Source organism: Bryocella elongata (assembly GCF_900108185.1).
GTDB classification, from domain to species: Bacteria; Acidobacteriota; Terriglobia; order Terriglobales; family Acidobacteriaceae; genus Granulicella; species Granulicella elongata.
The window spans coordinates 1042059-1060741 of the sequence record NZ_FNVA01000001.1 but is presented as its reverse complement, the minus strand read 5'-3'; the positions used below and the strand labels follow the sequence as shown (position 1 = coordinate 1060741).

The following is an 18683-nucleotide window of genomic DNA, read 5'->3' as shown; positions in this document are numbered from 1 at the left end:
ATGCGCTGGACGTGCACACTATCTACTGTATGGAAAATCGAAAGATTGAGAACGGCTCGGAAGAGCACGCTTGCCCCTGATCTCCTGAGCCACGACTCATTTAGCCTAGAGGTACTGGGTGCGTCTTCGCGAGACCTGAGGGCGTTCCAGTTCGTCCTGTACTCGGACCATGTTCGGTCTGCGGGCGTTTGTAAGCAGTTCGCGATGTTATCCACAGCCGCCGAAATTATCAAGCGAGGGAAAGTTTGCGGGAGATATCAGTCCTGGTGAAGCTGCGTTCAGGTGTCGGCATCGCCGCCGCGATGGGCCTTGTGATGGCCACTTTGGCCGGCTGCAAAGACAAGCACGAAGATTCGGCGGCACAGGAAGCGCCACCGGCCCAGGTGCAGGTCGAAAGCAGCAGCGTGACCGATGTGGTCCATGTCGCGGCGCCAGAGCGTTTTCGACTGACCTCCACCGGTATTCGGTCGATCGACGGCACCCTCGCTGTGACGGGCACGGTGAATCCGGACGTCTCGCGGGAGATTCCGGTCCTGTCGCTGGCCAATGGCCGCGTGGTCGCCCTGCATGTTGGCCTGGGGGACACTGTGCGCAAGGGGCAGATGGTGATGGAGGTGCAGAGCCCGGACGTGGCCGCAGCCTTCGATACTTACACCAAAGCGGTCAACGATGAGCATTTGACGGACGTGACGTTGACCCGTGACAAGCTCCTCTATGACAAAGGAGCTATTGCAAAGAGCCAGCTCGAGACCGCCCAGGCCGGGGAGGACGATGCAGCGGCCGATCTTAGAGCTGCGGAGCAGCAGCTTCGCGTGCTCGGCGTGGACAAGAGTCATCCGGCAGACACCGTCAAGGTATACGCTCCGGCGTCAGGCGTCATCATCACCCAGAACACGACGGCCTCCGGCGCAGCGGGCGTTACCTACACTGGCGCCAGCGGGTCGTTCACCATCGCGGATCTTTCCCATGTGTGGGTCGTTTGCGATGTGTACGAGAACGATCTCGCCAAGGTGAAGCTTGGCGATTCGGCCAGCATCCAGATCAACGCCTACCCCGGCAAGAGCTTCCAGGGTACCGTGAGCGACATTGGCGCGGTCCTCGACCCCACGATCCGCACGGCCAAGGTGCGCATCCAGGTGCCCAACCCGGGCGGTATGTTGCGGATCGGGATGTTTGCGACAGCTACGTTGAATGTCGCGAAGGCAGCGATGCAGACGACATTGCCGAGCACCGCCGTGTTGCATCTTCATGATCGGGATTACGTCTTCGTTCCTGCTGGCAACGGCGACTTCCGACGCGTAGTCGTGAAGCTAGGCGCCTCTCTCGACGGTGGCTCTGTCGTGGTCCAGTCCGGACTGGCAGCTGGACAGCAGGTCGTCGCGAATGCGCTCGAACTGCAGAACACGGCGGACCAGGGATGATTCGCAGGATTGTCGATTTCTCGCTGAACAATCGCTACATCATCCTGGTCTTCGCGCTGCTGCTGTTCGTCTGGGGTGCGATCAGCTTCCACAACCTTCCGGTGGAAGCCTATCCCGACGTCGCGAACAACTATGTCAACGTGATTACGCAGTGGCCTGGTCGCTCCGCAGAAGAGGTGGAGCAGCAGGTTACCGTTCCTCTGGAAAACGGCATGGCGGGCATCCCGCACATGACGCATCTCCGCTCGACCACCCTCGCCGGGCTGTCGAGCATCATGATGATCTTCGACGACGACAGCGTCAACGACCTGAATCGGTCCAAGGTCAATGAACGCTTATCGCAGATCAACCTGCCATCAGGCCTCCAGCCCCAGATGGGCACTGATTGGAGCCCGGTTGGCCAGATCTACTGGTACACGCTGAAGAGCACCAATCCCCAGTACGACACCATGGCTCTCAAGAGCCTGGAAGACTGGAAGCTTGAGAAGGCTTTTCGTGGCGTCCCCGGTGTGGTGGACGTGTCGAGCTTTGGCGGCACGACTCGCGAGTATCAGGTCATCATCGATCCTGAGAAGCTCATCGACTACGGTCTTTCGATCCAACAGGTGCAGCAGCAGCTCGCGGCGAACAATGTGAACGCCGGCGGGAGCTTCATCGAGCAGGGCCAGCAGCAGATCAACGTGCAGGAGGTCGGCCTCTTCAAGACGACCGACGACATTGCCAACACGGTACTCAAGGCCTCAAACGGTGCGGCGCTCAAGGTGGGTGATGTTGCCACCGTCGTGCAGGGGCCAAAGATCCGGCTCGGACAGATCGGTAAGACCTGCAAGTCCTCCGACGACACCTGCGGCTACGTGGATCCTGGCAAAGAGAAGACGATCCGTCGGGATGACGGAAAGCTTATCGACGATGACGACGTAGTAGAAGGCATCGTTTTGATGCAGAAGGGCGAGAACTCGGACACCACCCTCGCAGGCATCCACGCGAAGGTGGCCGAGCTGAATGATCACGGACTTCCACCCGGCGTGAAGATCATTCCATTTCTCGACCGCAGCGACCTGCTGCACTACACCACGCATACGGTGCTGCATAACCTCACCGAAGGCATTGTGCTGGTGGTGGTCATCCTGTTCCTGTTCCTTGGGAATCTGCGCGGAGCGATCATCGTGTCGCTCACCATCCCGTTCGCGCTGCTCTTCGCTTCCATCTGCCTTGACCTGAACCATATTCCCGCGAATCTGCTATCGCTGGGCGCACTGGATTTCGGCATGGTGGTCGATGGCGCCGTCGTGATGGTCGAGAACATCGTGCGCCACCTCAGCCATCATCGCAGTGGCGACAAGTCTCCGGTCGACCAGATCCGCGAGGCGGCACACGAGGTGCAGCGGCCTGTCTTTTACGCCATCGCGATCATCATTACGGCCTACCTTCCTATCTTCACGCTGCAGTCGGTAGAAGGCCGTCTCTTCAAGCCGATGGCGTGGACGGTGGCCTTCGCATTGCTCGGCGCGCTGATCTTCTCCATGATCATCGCTCCGGTGTTGGCACGCATCCTGTTTCCCAAGGGCACCACGGAGTGGGAGAACCCGGCGATGCGTTGGCTCACACAGCGCTATCGCAAGGATGCAACCTGGGCGATCGACCACAAGTGGGCTCCGCTGAGCGTCGCAGGTGTCCTCCTCGCGCTCACGTTCTATCTCGCCTTCGGTGGCGCCATTGGGTCCGAGTTCTTGCCCCATCTTGATGAAGGCGCGATCTGGGTGCGCGGTTCGCTGGCTCCCAGCACTGGCCCCACAAGCAGTCTGGCTGTAGCCGATAAGGCGCGCATCACGTTGAGCAGTTTTCCCGAGGTAACTCAGGTCGTCAGCCAGATCGGCCGACCGGACGATGGCACCGACACCACCGGCTTCTTCAACACCGAATACTTCGTCGACCTGAAGCCGAAGGAGATGTGGCGTCCGGTCTTCCACGAGAATAAGGATGAGCTCATCGCCGCGATGGACCGTGAGCTGGAGAAGAATCCCGGGGTGGTGTGGAACTTCTCGCAGCCCATCTCCGACAACGTGGAAGAGGCGGTGAGCGGCGTCAAAGGCGAGCTTGCGGTGAAGCTCTACGGTGATGACCTGAAGACTCTGGAGGCAAAGGGCGACGAGATTGTGAACGTGATGAGCAAGGTTCCCGGCGTTGCGGATCTCGGGCTCTTCCGTGTACTGGGCCAGCCCAATCTTGACTTTGTTGTCGATCGCGCCGCAGCTGCACGGTACGGAATCAACGTTGCCGACATCCAGAACGCGATTGAGGGAGCCGTCGGTGGCACGATCGCAGGCGCACCCGTAACGCAGGTGCTGGAGGGCGAAGCCCGTTATGACGTGATGGCTCGCTACAGCGCCAAGTACCGTTCGAGTCCTGAGGCCATCGGCAACATCCGCTTGCTGGCTCCTTCTGGTGAGCGGGTCTCTCTGGCGCAGCTGACCCATGTGCAGATTCATGACGGTGCGGAGGAGATCTATCGCGAGGCCGGGGGGCGCTACGTGGCGATCAAATACAGCGTGCGTGGCCGAGACCTAGGCAGCACGGTGCTGGAAGCCATCGATCACGTGAACCATCAGGTGAAGCTGCCTCGGGGCTACCGCCTCGATTGGGCTGGCGAGTACGAGAGCCAGAAGCGCAGTGCTCGTCGACTCCTGCTGGTACTTCCCATCACGGTCCTGATCATCTTCCTGATCCTCTACGCGATGTTCGGCTCAGCCAAGTGGGCGACGCTTGTCTTGTTCGACGTCTCGATCGCACCCGTCGGGGGCATGATTGCGCTGTTGATAACAGGCACACACTTCAGTGTGTCTTCCGGGGTCGGGTTCCTGGCGCTCTTTGGAGTCTCGGTTCAGACCGGCGTCATTATGCTCGAGTACATCAACCAGATGCGCGTCAATGGTCATCCGGTGAAGGAAGCGGCCGTCGAAGGCGCCGTGCTGCGTCTGCGACCCATCATGATGACGATGCTGGTCGCTACGCTGGGTCTTCTTCCTGCAGCGCTCTCGCATGGCATCGGTTCGGATTCGCAGCGCCCCTTCGCGATCGTGATTGTCGGTGGCCTCATTGGTGCCTTGATGATGGGTATCTTCCTCATGCCGACGCTGTATGTCTGGATCGCGCGGCCGAATGACGTGCTGCCCACACCGGACACGGAGTTTGAGAATTGATGATGAAGAGCACGCAACAACCCGTTCTTCCCCGCATGGATCTTCGAGCTGTTCTGCCCATCGCGCTGGTATGCGTACTGATGAGCGCTACACGAGCCACGGCTCAGCAGCCCCAGTCTCCTTCGGCTCCTGTTGATGCACAGAGTGTTCGTTCCGCGGCAGAAGCCTACGCGGCTTCGGCGCAACGCGGCGCCGATCCACGCCAGGCTCCAAGATCGAAGCCAGGCGCACTCACCTTGCAGCAGGCCATCGATCAAGCCAAGGCGAAGAACCCAACGATCCTGGCGGCGGAAGAAAATCTCCGTGCTGTCCGCGGGCAGGAGATTCAGGCCGCGGTCCGTGCGAATCCATACTTCACGCTCTATGGCACCGACGTGACCGAGAACGAGAGCGCCTCGAACCCCTACAACTACAGTGCGCAGTTCTCGAGGCTCTTTGAGCGAGGCCAGAAGCGGCGTTGGCGCATGGACGACGCCAAGGCCACGAGCGCACAAACCGAAGCGCAGTTGAACGACCAGATTCGCCAGACGGTCCTCGCAGTGAAGCAGGCTTTCACAAAGATGCTTGTCGCGAAGGAAGCTCTGGAGCTGTCAACGGCCACGTTGAAGGACTACAGACACGAGGTGGAGATCGGGCAGGATCGCTACAAAGCCGGTGATCTCGCTAAGCTCGACTACGAGCGCCTTGACCTGCAGCTGTCGAGCTTTGAGAGCGATCAGTCGAACGACATCGTAACCCTGCAGCAGGCCAGCTACCAGCTGCAGACGTTGCTTGGCATCGACAAGCCGTCGGATCAGTTCGACGTTGCAGGAGAGGTGATCCCTCCTGTACTCGCAGAGACGAAGGATTCCCTTGAGCAGAAGGCCATCGCTGCTCGCCCGGACTTTGCCGCAGCCGGTTTTGCCGTAAACGCCGCCGATGCGAACTACAAGCTGGCAGTGGCGAACGGGACCACGGACCCGACCGCCGAGGTGGAGTTCGACCGAGCGGGCACCGAGAACACTGTCGGCTTTTCGGTCAACATTCCGCTGCGGCTGTTCGATCGCAACCAGGGCAACAAGCAGACAGCGAAGTTTCAGGCCAGCTCCGCCCGCTTCACCTTGGCGGCGGCGCGGAACCAGGTGACGTCGGATGTCGACCAGGCATGGGTCAGTTACACCGAGGCTCGCAGGCTCTCTGATCGCTTCTCGGACCGCTACCTCGATGAGTCACACGATGTGCTCAACATCTCGCAATACGCGTTTGAACATGGCGGCCTCACCCTCATCGATTACCTCGACGCGCTGCGTGAGTTCCGCTCCTCCACAACAGATGCCTTGACCGCCTATCAGAACACCTGGCTCGCAATCCATCAGCTGAGTGCCGCCAGTGCCACTGAGTTGCTGCCTTAGAGGCAGATTGATTCGCGAACAATAACGGGGATGACGCTCAGCGTCATCCCCGTTACACATGCGGCACAACGAGAGCTAAGGCGTGTTCTTCACCTTGTCGACTGCCCCGGCGCTCGTGATGGCTGTTGCTGCGGGAAGCTGGCTCGAATCCCAACCGCCGCCAAGTGCCTGCACCAGCTCCACGGCTGCAGTCATTTCGTTGATCTTCAACTGGACCTGCGTGGTCTGGTCGCTGAGCAACGTGGTCTCGGCGCTGAGCACGTTGAGATAAGGATCGACACCGGTCTCGTATCGAGCATTGGCAAGTTCGAGGTAGCGCCTGGCCGCCTTGATCGAAGTGTCCTGCTGGATCGACTGTGCGGACGTCGTGCGCAGGGTCGCAAGGTAGTCCTCTACTTGCTGGAACGCCGTGAGCACGGTCTCGCGATAGGTGGCTACATCCGCGTTGTATTGCGCGGTGTACTGCTGCACTGTGGCCTTGCGGAGGCCGGCGTCGAAGATCGTCTCCGAAGCTGAGGAACCCAACGACCAGAAGAACGCCGGCGCGGAGAACAGGCTGGTGATGTGGGATGCTTCCAGCCCACCACCGCCAGTGAGGCTAATGGTCGGATAGAACGCAGCCTTTTCGACTCCGATCAGGGCATTGGCTTCGGCCATGGTGCGCTCCGCTGCAGCGATGTCCGGTCTACGCTCAAGCACCTGCGATGGCACGCCGATGGGCAGCGCCGGCGGCTCAGCCGCGAGTGCCTTCACAGGCATGGAAAAGCTGCCTGCGGGCTTGCCGATCAGGGTCGCGATCGCGTGCTCATAGATCGCGCGATTCGTGGCGATGCCAGTACGCGCTTCGATTGCGTTGTCGAGGGTTACCTCGGCTTGAGCGACGGACTCTTCGCTATCGATGCCAGTCTCATACAGCGCCTTGGTCAGGTCATACGACTTGCGATCGGCATCGACCGTCTTGTCGTAGACATCCTGAAGGGCATCCTGACCGCGAAGCTCGAAGAAGTAGATCGCGAGCGATGCTTGTTCGGTCAGCCGCTCGTTCTCGAGGTCAGCTGCTGATACCTGAGCGGCAAACTGATACTCCTTCACCTGGTTGCGGACACGGCCCCAGAGATCCGGGGACCAGGAAGCGTCGAAGGGAAGCGAAAGGACGCTCGACGTGGTCCCGCTCGCGGATGCTGTTGCCGCGGTCGTGCCACTTGAGCTCGTCGTGACGTTGCGCAGCGTGGAAGGGGCGCGAGTGCGTGTCCACGATGGCGCTGTAGTCAGCGTGGGGAAGAACGAGGCGCGTGCCTCATTCACTACAGCGCGCGACGCCATGAAGTTCTGGAAGTACTGTTGTACGTTCTGGTTGTTGATATTGAGCTGCTCTTCGAGAGCGTTGAGTTCGGGGTCCTGGAAGACCTCCCACCATTTGCCCTTGAGCATCGCATCCGAGGGCTGTGCGGGTTTCCACGTTCCGTCGGGAAGATTCGCATACGTGGCGGGTGTGGCCTCCTTGTAGGCCGGGGGAGGTGGCGCAGCGGCAGCGCGCGTGTACTTGGGGCCGACGTTACAGCCGGCCAGCGTCATCGCTGCAACTGCTGTGCTCAGGGCAATAGCGCTCCGAAGTGTCCGGCCGCTAGCGCGGAGCGATGTGCGTCCGAGGCGTGTGAGATTCGTGTTGGTCACCGTTTGCGTCATCGTGTCCTGCTTTCCCGCGGGCCTACAGTTGAACCGGCCGGGCAGTAAAGAGTCTTGCGTTCTTATCGCCTTGCACTTTCAGGCGAAGATTGTCCATGAAGAGGTAGATCACCGGCGTGGTGTAAAGCGTCAACACCTGGCTGACGATCAGGCCGCCGATGATAGAGATACCGAGAGGGCGCCGGAGCTCTGCGCCCATACCTGTTCCGACGGCAAGCGGAACCGCGCCAAACAGCGCAGCCGCTGTCGTCATCAGGATCGGCCGGAAGCGCAGGATCGAGGCCTGAAAGATCGAGTCGCGGGTGTTCATGTGCTCGTTGCGTTCAGCGTTCAGCGCGAAGTCGATCATCATGATGGCGTTCTTCTTTACGATTCCGATCAGCAGGATGATGCCGATAATGCTCATCACGTCGAGCTCGCCGCCGGTAAGGATCAACGCAAGCATCGCGCCTACGCTGGCGGGCGGCAGTGTCGTGAGGATCGTGATCGGGTGCACCAGGCTCTCGTACAGCATGCCCAGAACCAGGTATACGGCGAGGATCGCCGTCATGATGAGGTAAGGCTCGGTACCCAGCGATTGCTTGTAGGCCTGCGCCGTACCAGCGAAGTGGCCCTTCACACTCTCCGGCATGTTCAGCTTCTGCTGAATGCCCTGAATCAGCTGAGTCGCCTGGCCGAGAGATACTCCCGCGCCGAGGTTGAAGCTGATCGTTACGCTGGGGAATAGGCCTGTATGGTTCACCGAAAGGGGCGATGTCGAGGGTGCGTATGTGAGCACCGAGTCGAGCGGAATCGCACCGCCACCCTTCGTCGGGATGAGGTAGTCGTGCTTGAGGCCCTCAGGAGTCTGCCAATACTTCGGCGCAACCTCCATCACGACGTAGTACTGGTTCAGCTCCGAATAGATCGTGGAGACTTCGGACTGACCAAAGGCGGCGTACAGGGTCTGATCCAGCAATTGCGGCGTGGCGCCAAGACGCGCTGCCGTCGCACGGTCATAGGTAAGAAGCGCCTGAAGACCATGGTTCTGCTGATCGCTGTTTACGTCCTGAATGCCGGGAACCTTCCGGAGTTCGGCGGCCAACTTCGGCCCCCACTCCTGAAGTTGGGCAGTCGTGTCCGCGGAGATGGTGTACTGGAACTGGGCGTTCGATTGACGGCCGCCCATGCGAATGTCCTGCACGGCATTGAGGAACGTTGCGGCTCCGGAGACTCGTGCAAGCTTGGGGCGCAGACGGTTGATCACGTCTGTCGCGCTGATACCGCGTTCATCGAGCGGCTTGAGGGCAACGAAGACGAAGCCGCCATTCGTTGAACCCTGGCCTCCCGTGAAGGCCATCACGTTCTGTACAGCCGGATCATCCTTGATGATCTTTACGGACTGCTGCACGGCGCTGTTCATCGCATAGAACGACGTACTTTGCGGCCCTTGCATTCCACCATTGATGACTCCCGTATCCTGCTGCGGGAAGAAGCCGCCGGGAATCTTGATCAGCAGGTAGACGTTGAGTCCAAGCGTGCAGAGGAATACCAGCAGGACAAGCGCGGGATGATCCAGCACCCAGTTGAGGCTGCGTTTATAGCCGTTGATGAGTTTCGTGAAGAAGAGCTCGCTCAGCTTCCAGATCCGGCCATGTTCGACGTTGTGCTCGGACCGGAGCACCCGCGAACACATCATCGGAGTGGTCGTCAGCGAAACAACCATCGATACCAGGATGGAAGCCGAGAGCGTGATGGCGAACTCGCGGAACAGGCGACCGATAATTCCGCCCATCATGAGCAGAGGAATGAAAACCGCGATCAGCGAGATGCTGATGGTGAAGACCGTTGGGCCAATCTCTCTCGCTCCGCGCAGCGATGCCTGGAACGGGGTCATTCCATCTTCGATATGACGGGAGATGTTCTCCATCACAACGATCGCGTCATCCACCACGAACCCCGATGCGATGGCGAGCGCCATCAGCGAGAGGTTATCGAGCGAGAAGTCGCAGAGGTACATGATGGCGCAGGTTCCGATCAGCGAGACCGGGACGACCACCGCTGGGATCAGCGTAGCGGGAACGTTACGCAGGAAGACGAAGACGACCAGGATGACCAGTGCTACCGAAACCAGCAGCGTGGATTCGATATTTTCCACCGATGCGCGGATGGTCAACGTGCGATCGAGGATGATTCCGAGATGTTCGCCCTTCGGAATCGTCGCTTGAAGCGATGGCAGGGAAGCCTTCACCGCCTCGACCGTCTGAATGATGTTGGCGCCCGGCTGGCGCAGGATCATCAGGTTCACGGACCGGCGACCATTTACGTAGCCAGCCTGGCGGACGGTCTGCTGTGAATCGATGACCTCCGCAACATCCTGGAGACGGATGGCAGCGCCGTTGTGATATCCGATCACCAGCGGTCGGTACGCTTCCGCCTTGGAGATTTGATCCGTGGCGAGAATGTCGTAACGATTGTCTCCATTGGCCAACTGCCCCTTGGCCAGGTTTGAATTCTGACCGCTGATGACGGCCTGCACCTGCGGGAGGCTGATGCCGAAGCTCGCAAGCTGGTCGGGATTGATTTCAACGCGTACGGCAGGCAACGAAGCGCCCACGACGTTGACCTGGCCCACGCCATTGATCTGCGAGATGCGCTGCATGATCACTGTCGAGGCTTCGTCGTAGAGCGTCGGGATGTCATAGACATCCGACTGAAGCGACAGCATCATGATCGGCGAGTCCGCGGGATTGACTTTGCGGTAGCTCGGGTTCGAGGGCAGGTTGGCTGGGAGGTAAGTGCGCGCGGCGTTGATGCCGGCCTGCACATCTCGCGCCGCACCGTTAATGTCGCGGCTGAGATCGAACTGGAGGGTGACGCTCGTCGTGCCAATGGAGCTCGACGAGGTCATCTCGGTGATTCCCGATATGTGCCCGAACTGACGCTCAAGAGGCGTTGCGACGGCCGACGCCATGATGTCCGGGCTTGCGCCCGGAAGGGATGCGCCTACGGTGATCGTCGGGAAATCCACCTGTGGCAACGGCGAAACGGGGAGCACCACGAACGCGATGATGCCCGCAATGGCGATCGCGATCGTCAGCAGCGTCGTAGCGACGGGGCGCTCGATGAAGAGACGGGACGGGTTCATGCCGTCCTCGCGGCTTCCGGCTCCGGCTCATCGGGGTGAACTGTGGTGCCTTCCTGAGTCTTCCGTCCGAATCGGCTTCCCAGGTTATCGAAGAAGATGTAGATCACCGGCGTGGTGTAGAGGGTTAGTACCTGGCTTAGCAGCAGACCACCCACCATCGAAACGCCCAGCGGACGGCGCAGCTCCGATCCAATACCCGATCCAAAGGCAAGGGGAATGCCGCCCAGCAGCGCGGCCATCGTCGTCATGAGAATCGGGCGGAAGCGAAGCAGCGATGCCGTGTAGATGGCTTCGGTCGAGTTCATCCCATGATCGCGCTCGGCCTCAAGCGCGAAGTCGACCATCATGATGCCGTTCTTCTTCACGATACCGATGAGCAGGATGATGCCAATGATCGCGACAATGTCGAGGTCGAGGTGGAAGATCCGCAGTGCGAGAAGTGCGCCGACGCCTGCCGAAGGCAGCGTAGAGAGAATCGTGATCGGGTGAATGAAGCTCTCGTACAGCACGCCGAGCACGATGTACACCACCACGAGAGCGGCGAGCACGAGCAAACCTTCGTTCGACAGCGAGCCCTCGAAGGCTGCCGCTGTGCCCTGATAGTTGCGCACGACGCTGGGAGGCAGGTCCATCCCGTCGATGGTCTTATTGATGGCTTCCAGCGCCTGCGAGAGGGAGTAGCCGGTGCCTAGGTTGAAGGACACCGTGACCGCAGGGAACTGGCCCTGGTGATTGATCGACAGCGGCTCGCTCACCGTCTCGAAGTGTGCAAACACGCCAAGGGGTACGGGGTTCGACGAGACGGTTGAGCCTGAGCTCGAGCCCCCACCACCACCGCCCCCGCCAGGCGCCGTCGTCGTACCCGAGCCCGAGCGCGTCGTGCCGGAGGCTGCGGTATTCGCCGAGGATGAGGTTCCGGTTGACGAGGAGCTTGCAGAGATGACGTTGCTGACTGCCGTCGTATTCGATGAGGTCGAGAGCGAACCAGTTCGCGCTGCAGAAGTCGAGAGGGCGGTGGTGCCCGTCAGCGCGGTCGACGCTGTCGTCGTCAAGGCCGATGTGGAACTTGCCGTTGCGCTGATGCCGTTCGTCTGGCTGGAAGTGAAGAGCGTAGTGCCTGCCGTCGAGGATCCATTGCCGGCACCGGCAGAGGAGCCCTGCGTGTTGGACGATACCGCTGTAACGCCGCCCGTCGTCGTCGCCTGGACGTAAATATCGTTTAGCTTGTTTGGATTGACCTGAAACTGCGGCAGCGCTTCCAGGATCACGTGATACTGGTTCAGCTGCGTGTACATGGTGTTGATCTGGCGCTGGCCGAACGCATCGTAAAGCGTGTTGTCGATTGCGGAGGGTGTCACGCCAAATCGTGACGCTGTCGCGCGGTCGATGACGAGCTTTTCTGCGACGCCCCCCAACTGTTGATCGGTTACGACATCGGCGAGCTCAGGCAGTTTGCTCAGTTTGCGTACGAGCTCCGACACAACGACGTTCAACTCGTCGACGTTGGGGTCTTCCAGCGTGTACTGATACTGAGTGCGGCTGACTCGGTCATCGACGGTGAGATCCTGCACCGGCTGCATATAGAGCTTGATGCCCTCGACCTGGTTGAGCTTCTGACCAAGTTCGCCAATGATCTGCGTCGCGCTGCCCTTGCGCTGGTCTTCGTCCTTCAGGTTGACCTGGATCCGGCCGGCATTGAGCGTTGTATTTGTGCCGTCAGCGCCGATGAACGACGAGATGCTCGCGACATTCGGATCCTGCAAGAGCACATTGGCAAGCTGTTGCTGCTTCTCCTTCATCGCAGCGAAGGAGATGGCTGCAGGCGCCTGAGAAATGCCTTGAATCAGGCCGGTATCCTGGACGGGGAAGAATCCCTTCGGGATCGTGCTGTAGAGGACGATCGTCAGTACGAGCGTTCCCACTGCGACAAGCAGTGTGATCGTCTGGAAGCGAAGCACGAAGCGCAGTGTGCGGCCATAGAACGCGATGAGGTCTTCAAAGACCTGTTCGGACTTGTGATAGAACCAGCTCTGCTCGCTCTCAGGCGTGTGCTTGAGGATGCGGGCAGCCATCATCGGTGTCAGCGTCAGCGACACGAACGCTGAAAGCACGATGGTCACAGCGAGCGTCACAGCAAACTGGCGGAAGAGACGCCCGGCGACGTCGCCCATGAACAGCAGGGGAATGAGCACCGCGATGAGAGATACAGTCAGCGACACGATCGTGAAGCCGATCTGTTCTGCGCCCTTGAGGGCCGCCGTCATCGCATCTTCGCCCTCTTCGATGTAGCGGGCGATGTTCTCGACCATGACGATCGCGTCGTCGACGACGAAGCCGGTCGAGATGGTGAGTGCCATCATCGTCAGGTTATTGAGACTGTACCCGCATAGATACATCACACCGAAGGTTCCCACCAGTGAAAGGGGAACAGCGACCGACGGGATGATGGTGGCGCTGACGCTGCGGAGGAAGAGGAAGATCACCATCACGACAAGACCGATGGTGAGCATCAACTCGAACTCGACGTCCTTCACAGACGCGCGGATGCTGACGGTACGATCCGTCACGGTCTGGACGTGAACGGACTTTGGCATTGCATCGATCAGTTGAGGCAGCAGCGCCTCAATACTGTTAACGACCTGGATCGTGTTGGCGCCCGGCTGGCGCTGGATATTGATGATGACCGCCGGCGTCTTGTTGACCCACGCGGCCAGCTCGGTGTTCTCGACGCCGTCAACGATCTTGGCGACATCGGTGAGCATGACAGGCGCGCCGTTGCGGTATGCCACCACGACCTGTTTGTAGTCGCTACTGGTCTGTAGCTGGTCGTTGGCGTTGATCGTGTAATCCTGCGACGGACCATCGAAGCTGCCTTTGGCGGAGTTGAGACTGCTGCCAACGAGAGCGTTTCGCAAGTCCTCGAGGTTCAGGCCATAGGATGCCAGCGCCGTCGGGTTGGCCTGGATGCGGACTGCAGGCTTCTGACCGCCCGAGATGGAGACAAGGCCGACGCCGGAGATCTGGGAAATCTTGGGTGCCAGGCGCGTGTCGGCGAGATCCTCCACCTGTGCGAGTGAGGTCTCGTTTGAGGTGAGTGCCAGGGTCAACACCGGCGCATCGGCCGGGTTCGACTTCGAGTAGATGGGTGGCGTGGGCAGGCCCGCGGGCAGGAAGCTCTGCGCCGAGTTGATCGCCGCCTGGACCTCCTGCTCGGCCACATCGATGTTGATAGCGAGCTGGAACTGCAGCACGATGACAGACGATCCACCCGAGCTCGTGGAGGTCATCTGGCTGAGGCCCGCCACCTGTCCGAACTGGCGCTCGAGCGGGGCCGTCACCGCCGAAGCGACGACGTCCGGGCTCGCACCAGGGTAGAACGTCTGAACCTGAATGGTCGGGTAGTCGACCTCGGGCAGCGCCGATATCGGAAGCTGGAGGAAGGCTACGCCGCCGGCCAGAAACATCGCTGCCATAAGCAGCGCCGTAGCGACCGGTCGCAGGATAAATGGCCGCGAAGGACTCATTGTGCTTAGTTGCCGCCTGCCGGGGTTGAGGTGTGGCCACCCGGACTGCCCGTGCTGTTCTGTCCACTGGACTTGCCGTGACCACCCTGACCGTTGGCAGGCTGGTTGGGCTGGATGAGAGCATCGGCGTTGTTCTCCAGGCGGTCGAAACCGCTGGTCGCCAGCTTCACTCCTGGCCCGATACCCGTCACTGCGCTGACGTTCTCATTACTGGTAAGGATTGTGATGTTCTGCACCGAGACGGTGGCAGGAGTGCCGGACGATCCTTGGCCCCCGGAGCGCGTTGTTGTTCCCTTGAAGCTGACCGCCGGGGTCGCCGAGCTAGCGGCAGGGGCCGCAGCGCTCTTCTTGTGCGATGCGCCAGGCTTGACGACATACACGAACGCTTGTGTGCCGTTGTACTGCACAGCCGAGGTGGGCACCAGCGTGGCTCCCTGCAACGTCTTCACGAGGAGCCTTGCGTTCACGAACTGGTTCGGGAAAAGAGACAGGTCCTTGTTGTCGAAGGCCGCCCTGAACTTCAACGTACCGGTTGTCGTGTCGATCTGGTTGTCGAGCGACGTGAGCTTACCTGAAGCCAGCTGGTTGTCATTGCTGCGATCGAAGGCGTCGACAGCCAGTGTCTTGCCACCATGCATCTGCTGTTGAATCTCGGGCAGATTGTCTTCGCTGACGGTAAACACGACGGTGATGGGCTGCAGCTCGGTGATGACAACGAGAGTCGAGCCGGTGCCGGAGAATACCGTGTTGCCTGGATCCACCAGCCGCAGACCAACCCGTCCGCTAATCGGGGAGATGATGTGGCAGTAGGAGAGGTTGGTCTCGGCACTCAGGACGCTGCCTTGGTCCGTGGCGACCGTGCCCTCGTCCTGCAGAACGGTCTTTTCCTGGTCTTCCAACTGCTGACGAGCCACGGCGTTGCGTGCGTAAGCGTCCTGGTAGCGCTTGAGGTCCATACGAGCCTCCGCCAGGACGTTTTCGTCGTGGGTCAACGTGCCCTTCGCCTGGGCGAGTGCGGCCTCGTAGGGGCGCGGATCGATCTCGACCAGCGTCTGGCCTTTGCGGACGAGCTGCCCTTCTTTGTAGTTGACCGCCATCACGCGGCCCGTCACCTGGCTGTAGAGGGTGACCGTATGCAGTGGAGTCACCGTGCCGAGGGCGTTCACGTAAATGTTGCTGTCGCCCGTAGACGACTCGCCCACGGTGATTGCCGCTGGTCCGCTCTGTCCACGCCCGTGATGGGCGCCCGCCGCGGCTGTGTCTCCGCCGTCGGTGGACTTCGGCCGCGTGGTGAAGTAGATCGCCAGCGACGCAACCAGCAGGACTGCCAGCATGACGCTCCAGATTATGGCGCGGCGGCCGCGGTGCTTTTCCTTCTCCCACTCTTCACGGGAGGAGTTGTGCTCTTCAAAGCTCCGCCCAAGCTCGCCTCCATAGGAAGGAGAGCTCTGCGCTGCAAAGTTGTCGCCCAGCGCTCCGTTGGTCAGCGGAGTGCTTCCGCGCTCGTGGTCGAGCATTCCTTGTCCTCGATCAGACGCCCAGGTAGAGCTGTGCGTTGAATTGGTTAAGTGCCCAGTGCAGAAGGGACTTTAACTGTATGGATGGTTCAGGTTGCGAAAAAGTTTCGACACCGGGCTGCAAAGGGGTAGAGAGCTGCATTGCCACCTGGAGCAGGGCTGGTTGCCGATCTTTTTGAATGCGATAGCAGCAGTCTCTCATAGCTTGCGTTCGGTTCCCATGGTGGAACGGTAAACGCACGGAACGTGCGGAAACTCAGTAGCGTCTGATAGACGAACGGCCCGGCGGGAAAGCCCCTTGATGGCACCTCTGAAGATTCGATGCCGTCAAATCCGTCCGCGGAAAGCCAGCGGCGTGAATTGTCCCCTAAGCGGCAGCAGGCAGCAGGCTCCAGAGCAGAACGAGGAATACCACCGCACTCACGGCGACGTAAAGCCAGTTTCGCTGGCGGGCGAAGCCGACGACACAGAGAGCGACGCGCAGCACCGGTGTCGCGATCAAGACCAGCAGCCCGAGTTGCATGATCCCCCGCGACTGCCCGGGGGCATGCCGGAAGGCAGCGGCGAAGACACCGCGAAACGATTGCAGCGCGGGTTCGACGGCATGAAAGTGTGACAGTTCCGGTACCGCCCGGTGAGGCTGGCGGAACATCCACAGGCCACCGGCGAGAACGATCAGGGCGCTCAGCGTGACGCCGATGCGCAACATGGTTGCGACCTCGTTCTCCAGGTCCTGATCGCTAAATCTGGAGCTCTTCTTAGGGGGTGCCGTTTCGTCCCTCATCTAAATCCTCCCCGTGACGCCGTTGAAGATCATCTCGCCCGCAAGGGCGACGATGACCGTTGCGAAGAGCATCTTGAGTGTGGACACCTTCATTCGCATCAGCAGGTGGGTGCCGATCAGGGATCCAGCGAGCACGCCGAGCATCACCGGCATTGCCAGCGTCGGATCGATATAGCCTCGTGAGAGATAAACGCCGGCGCTCGCCGCGGCTGTCACGCCGATCATGAAGTTGCTGGTCGTGGTGGACACCTTGAAGGGCAGCTTCATGACCTGGTCCATGGCGAGAACTTTGACGGCTCCTGAGCCGATGCCGAGGAGGCCACTCAGCGTGCCGGCTCCAAACATCACCGCAAATCCCGCGGGAACGCGCCGCGCGGTATACGCGACAGGGCCGTCGGGAGTCGGGAAGGAGCCCGCGAGCTCGAGCTTCGTAGCGAGAGCGTCCGCCGCTTCCGGCGCTTCGTGATCCTTCGCCTGGCGAAAGGATCCGATCGCGGAGTACAACAGGACGATCCCGAAGACCACCGCGATCGCATGGGTCGTGACGTGGGTGGTGAGCCAGGCGCCAACCAGCGCTCCCACCGTGGTGGCAACCTCCAGGAACATGCCGATGCGGACGTTCGAGAGGCCTTCCTTCACATAGGCGACGGCCGCTCCCGAGCTGGTTGCGATCACTGAGACGAGCGAGGCACCGATAGCGTAATGGATATCCACCTTGAAGATCAGGACCAACACCGGAACCAGCACTACGCCGCCCCCAAGCCCGGTCAGCGAGCCCAGCAGGCCTGCGAGGATGGAGGTCGAGAACAGCAGGGCAGCGAACGATAGCAGGTGCAAGAGAAGCACTCCCGGGTATGACCTCGTGATTCTCTCACTCGTTCCAGGAACGGATGAAGGCCGACCGCTTATCGGGTACGCTACCGCGGAGCGTTGACATCGGACCTCCCGGCGACTACAGTCAGCCCTTCGCCACCGGCGGGCGTTTGTGATGCCTCGGCGGCGACCGATCTGACAACGAATGTACACACCTGCAACCTTCACTGCCGCGCTGATTCTCACCGTCCTGTGCACCTGCTGCTGGGGCTCCTGGGCCAACACCTTCAAGCTCACCCGGGGCTATCGCTTCGAGCTCTTCTACTGGGACTACGCTGTCGGCGTCTTCCTCGTCTCGCTGCTCTTTGCGTTCACCCTGGGCTCTCGTGGCGGCGAAGCTGGATTCCTCGCAAATCTCCGTCTCGCGTCCCCGGGAGCACTGTGGTCGGCTGCCGCTGGTGGCTTCATCTTCAATATCGCGAATGTGTTGCTGGTCGCGGCCATCGACATGGTGGGACTGGCGATCGCCTTTCCGCTCGCCATCGGCATTGCTCTGGTGGAAGGCACGCTGCTCAGCTACGCGATCCATCCGGCCGGAAATCCCGTGCTCCTCTTTGCCGGCGTCGCCTGCGCTCTGCTCGCGGTGGTTCTGATTGGCTTTGCCTATGCCGCCCGGGGAGTGGCCGGCGAAGTGGCAACCCGGAAGGGCATCCTGATCTGCCTCGTCGCTGGTGTGTTGATGGGGTCATGGGCGCCACTGCTTGGACGGTCGCTGGCAGCTCCAACCGGGGCACTGACGCCCTATACCGCCGCCGTGCTGATGACCTTCGGCGCCTTCGTCTGCTGTTTCGTCTTCAACCCGTTCCTCATGCGCCGGCCGTTAGTTGGTACCCCGGTTAAGGCATCCGACTATGTTCGCGGGCCGATACACTATCACTTGCTGGGACTTTTGGGCGGGGCTGTCTGGGGAACGGGGACGGTGCTGAACCTGGTCGCCAGCGCGAAGGTGGGCCTGCCGATCTCCTATGCCATCGGGCAATCGGCGCCGCTGATCGCTACATTGTGGGGTGTACTGGTATGGAAGGAGTTCCGGGGTGCGCCAACGCGCTCCAAGGTGCTGCTCGGTTGCGTCGTCGCGACCTACCTGCTGGCTCTTGCGCTCATCTCGAGTTCCTACCAGGCTGCTTGAAACTGGCGACGCCAACCACCGCGTGGGGACA

The 18683-nt window shown here is 60.6% G+C and carries 10 protein-coding genes; 4 read left to right on the top strand and 6 right to left on the bottom strand.

Annotated elements, in window-relative coordinates:
- Positions 1-266 precede the first annotated feature (266 nt).
- The 3 genes from C4S68_RS04365 to C4S68_RS04355 are packed head-to-tail and all read left to right on the top strand — an operon-like array spanning position 267 to position 6012.
- Positions 267-1421: an efflux RND transporter periplasmic adaptor subunit gene (locus C4S68_RS04365; RefSeq protein ID WP_235011342.1), complete on the top strand. Its 1155-nt coding sequence runs from the start codon at positions 267-269 to the stop codon at positions 1419-1421.
- Complete coding sequence (locus tag C4S68_RS04360) at positions 1418-4621, top strand: efflux RND transporter permease subunit (protein WP_103931745.1); 3204 nt, start codon at positions 1418-1420, stop codon at positions 4619-4621. Before C4S68_RS04365 ends, C4S68_RS04360 begins: the two co-directional genes overlap by 4 nt.
- On the top strand, positions 4621-6012 hold the full coding sequence (locus C4S68_RS04355; protein WP_235011341.1) for a TolC family protein: 1392 nt from the start codon (positions 4621-4623) through the stop codon (positions 6010-6012). Before C4S68_RS04360 ends, C4S68_RS04355 begins: the two co-directional genes overlap by 1 nt.
- Before the next feature lie 75 nt (positions 6013-6087).
- On the opposite strand, the gene C4S68_RS04350 is transcribed toward C4S68_RS04355, so the two are convergent.
- The 6 genes from C4S68_RS04350 to C4S68_RS04325 form a co-directional block, all read right to left on the bottom strand.
- Positions 6088-7698, bottom strand: a complete 1611-nt coding sequence (locus C4S68_RS04350; RefSeq protein WP_103931744.1) for an efflux transporter outer membrane subunit — start codon at positions 7696-7698, stop codon at positions 6088-6090.
- Between the two features lie 22 nt (positions 7699-7720).
- A complete protein-coding gene (locus C4S68_RS04345) occupies positions 7721-10825 on the bottom strand; it encodes an efflux RND transporter permease subunit (protein WP_103931743.1) in 3105 nt (1034 codons plus the stop codon).
- The gene (locus tag C4S68_RS04340) at positions 10822-14349 is read right to left on the bottom strand and encodes an efflux RND transporter permease subunit (RefSeq protein ID WP_103931742.1); all 3528 of its coding nucleotides are present in this window, start codon (positions 14347-14349) and stop codon (positions 10822-10824) included. Before C4S68_RS04340 ends, C4S68_RS04345 begins: the two co-directional genes overlap by 4 nt.
- A gap of 5 nt (positions 14350-14354) precedes the next feature.
- Positions 14355-15866 carry an efflux RND transporter periplasmic adaptor subunit gene (locus C4S68_RS04335; protein WP_235011340.1) on the bottom strand — a complete coding sequence of 504 codons (1512 nt, stop codon included), beginning with the start codon at positions 15864-15866 and terminating at the stop codon, positions 14355-14357.
- A gap of 367 nt (positions 15867-16233) precedes the next feature.
- Positions 16234-16650: a DUF1634 domain-containing protein gene (locus tag C4S68_RS04330; RefSeq protein ID WP_103931741.1), complete on the bottom strand. Its 417-nt coding sequence runs from the start codon at positions 16648-16650 to the stop codon at positions 16234-16236.
- Positions 16651-17496, bottom strand: a complete 846-nt coding sequence (locus C4S68_RS04325; protein ID WP_327333316.1) for a sulfite exporter TauE/SafE family protein — start codon at positions 17494-17496, stop codon at positions 16651-16653.
- Positions 17497-17668: 172 nt separating this feature from the next.
- On the opposite strand from C4S68_RS04325, the gene C4S68_RS04320 reads away from it, so the two are divergent.
- Entirely contained in the window at positions 17669-18652 is a 984-nt protein-coding gene (locus C4S68_RS04320) for a GRP family sugar transporter (RefSeq protein ID WP_103931740.1), read from the top strand.
- Positions 18653-18683: the final 31 nt, after the last annotated feature.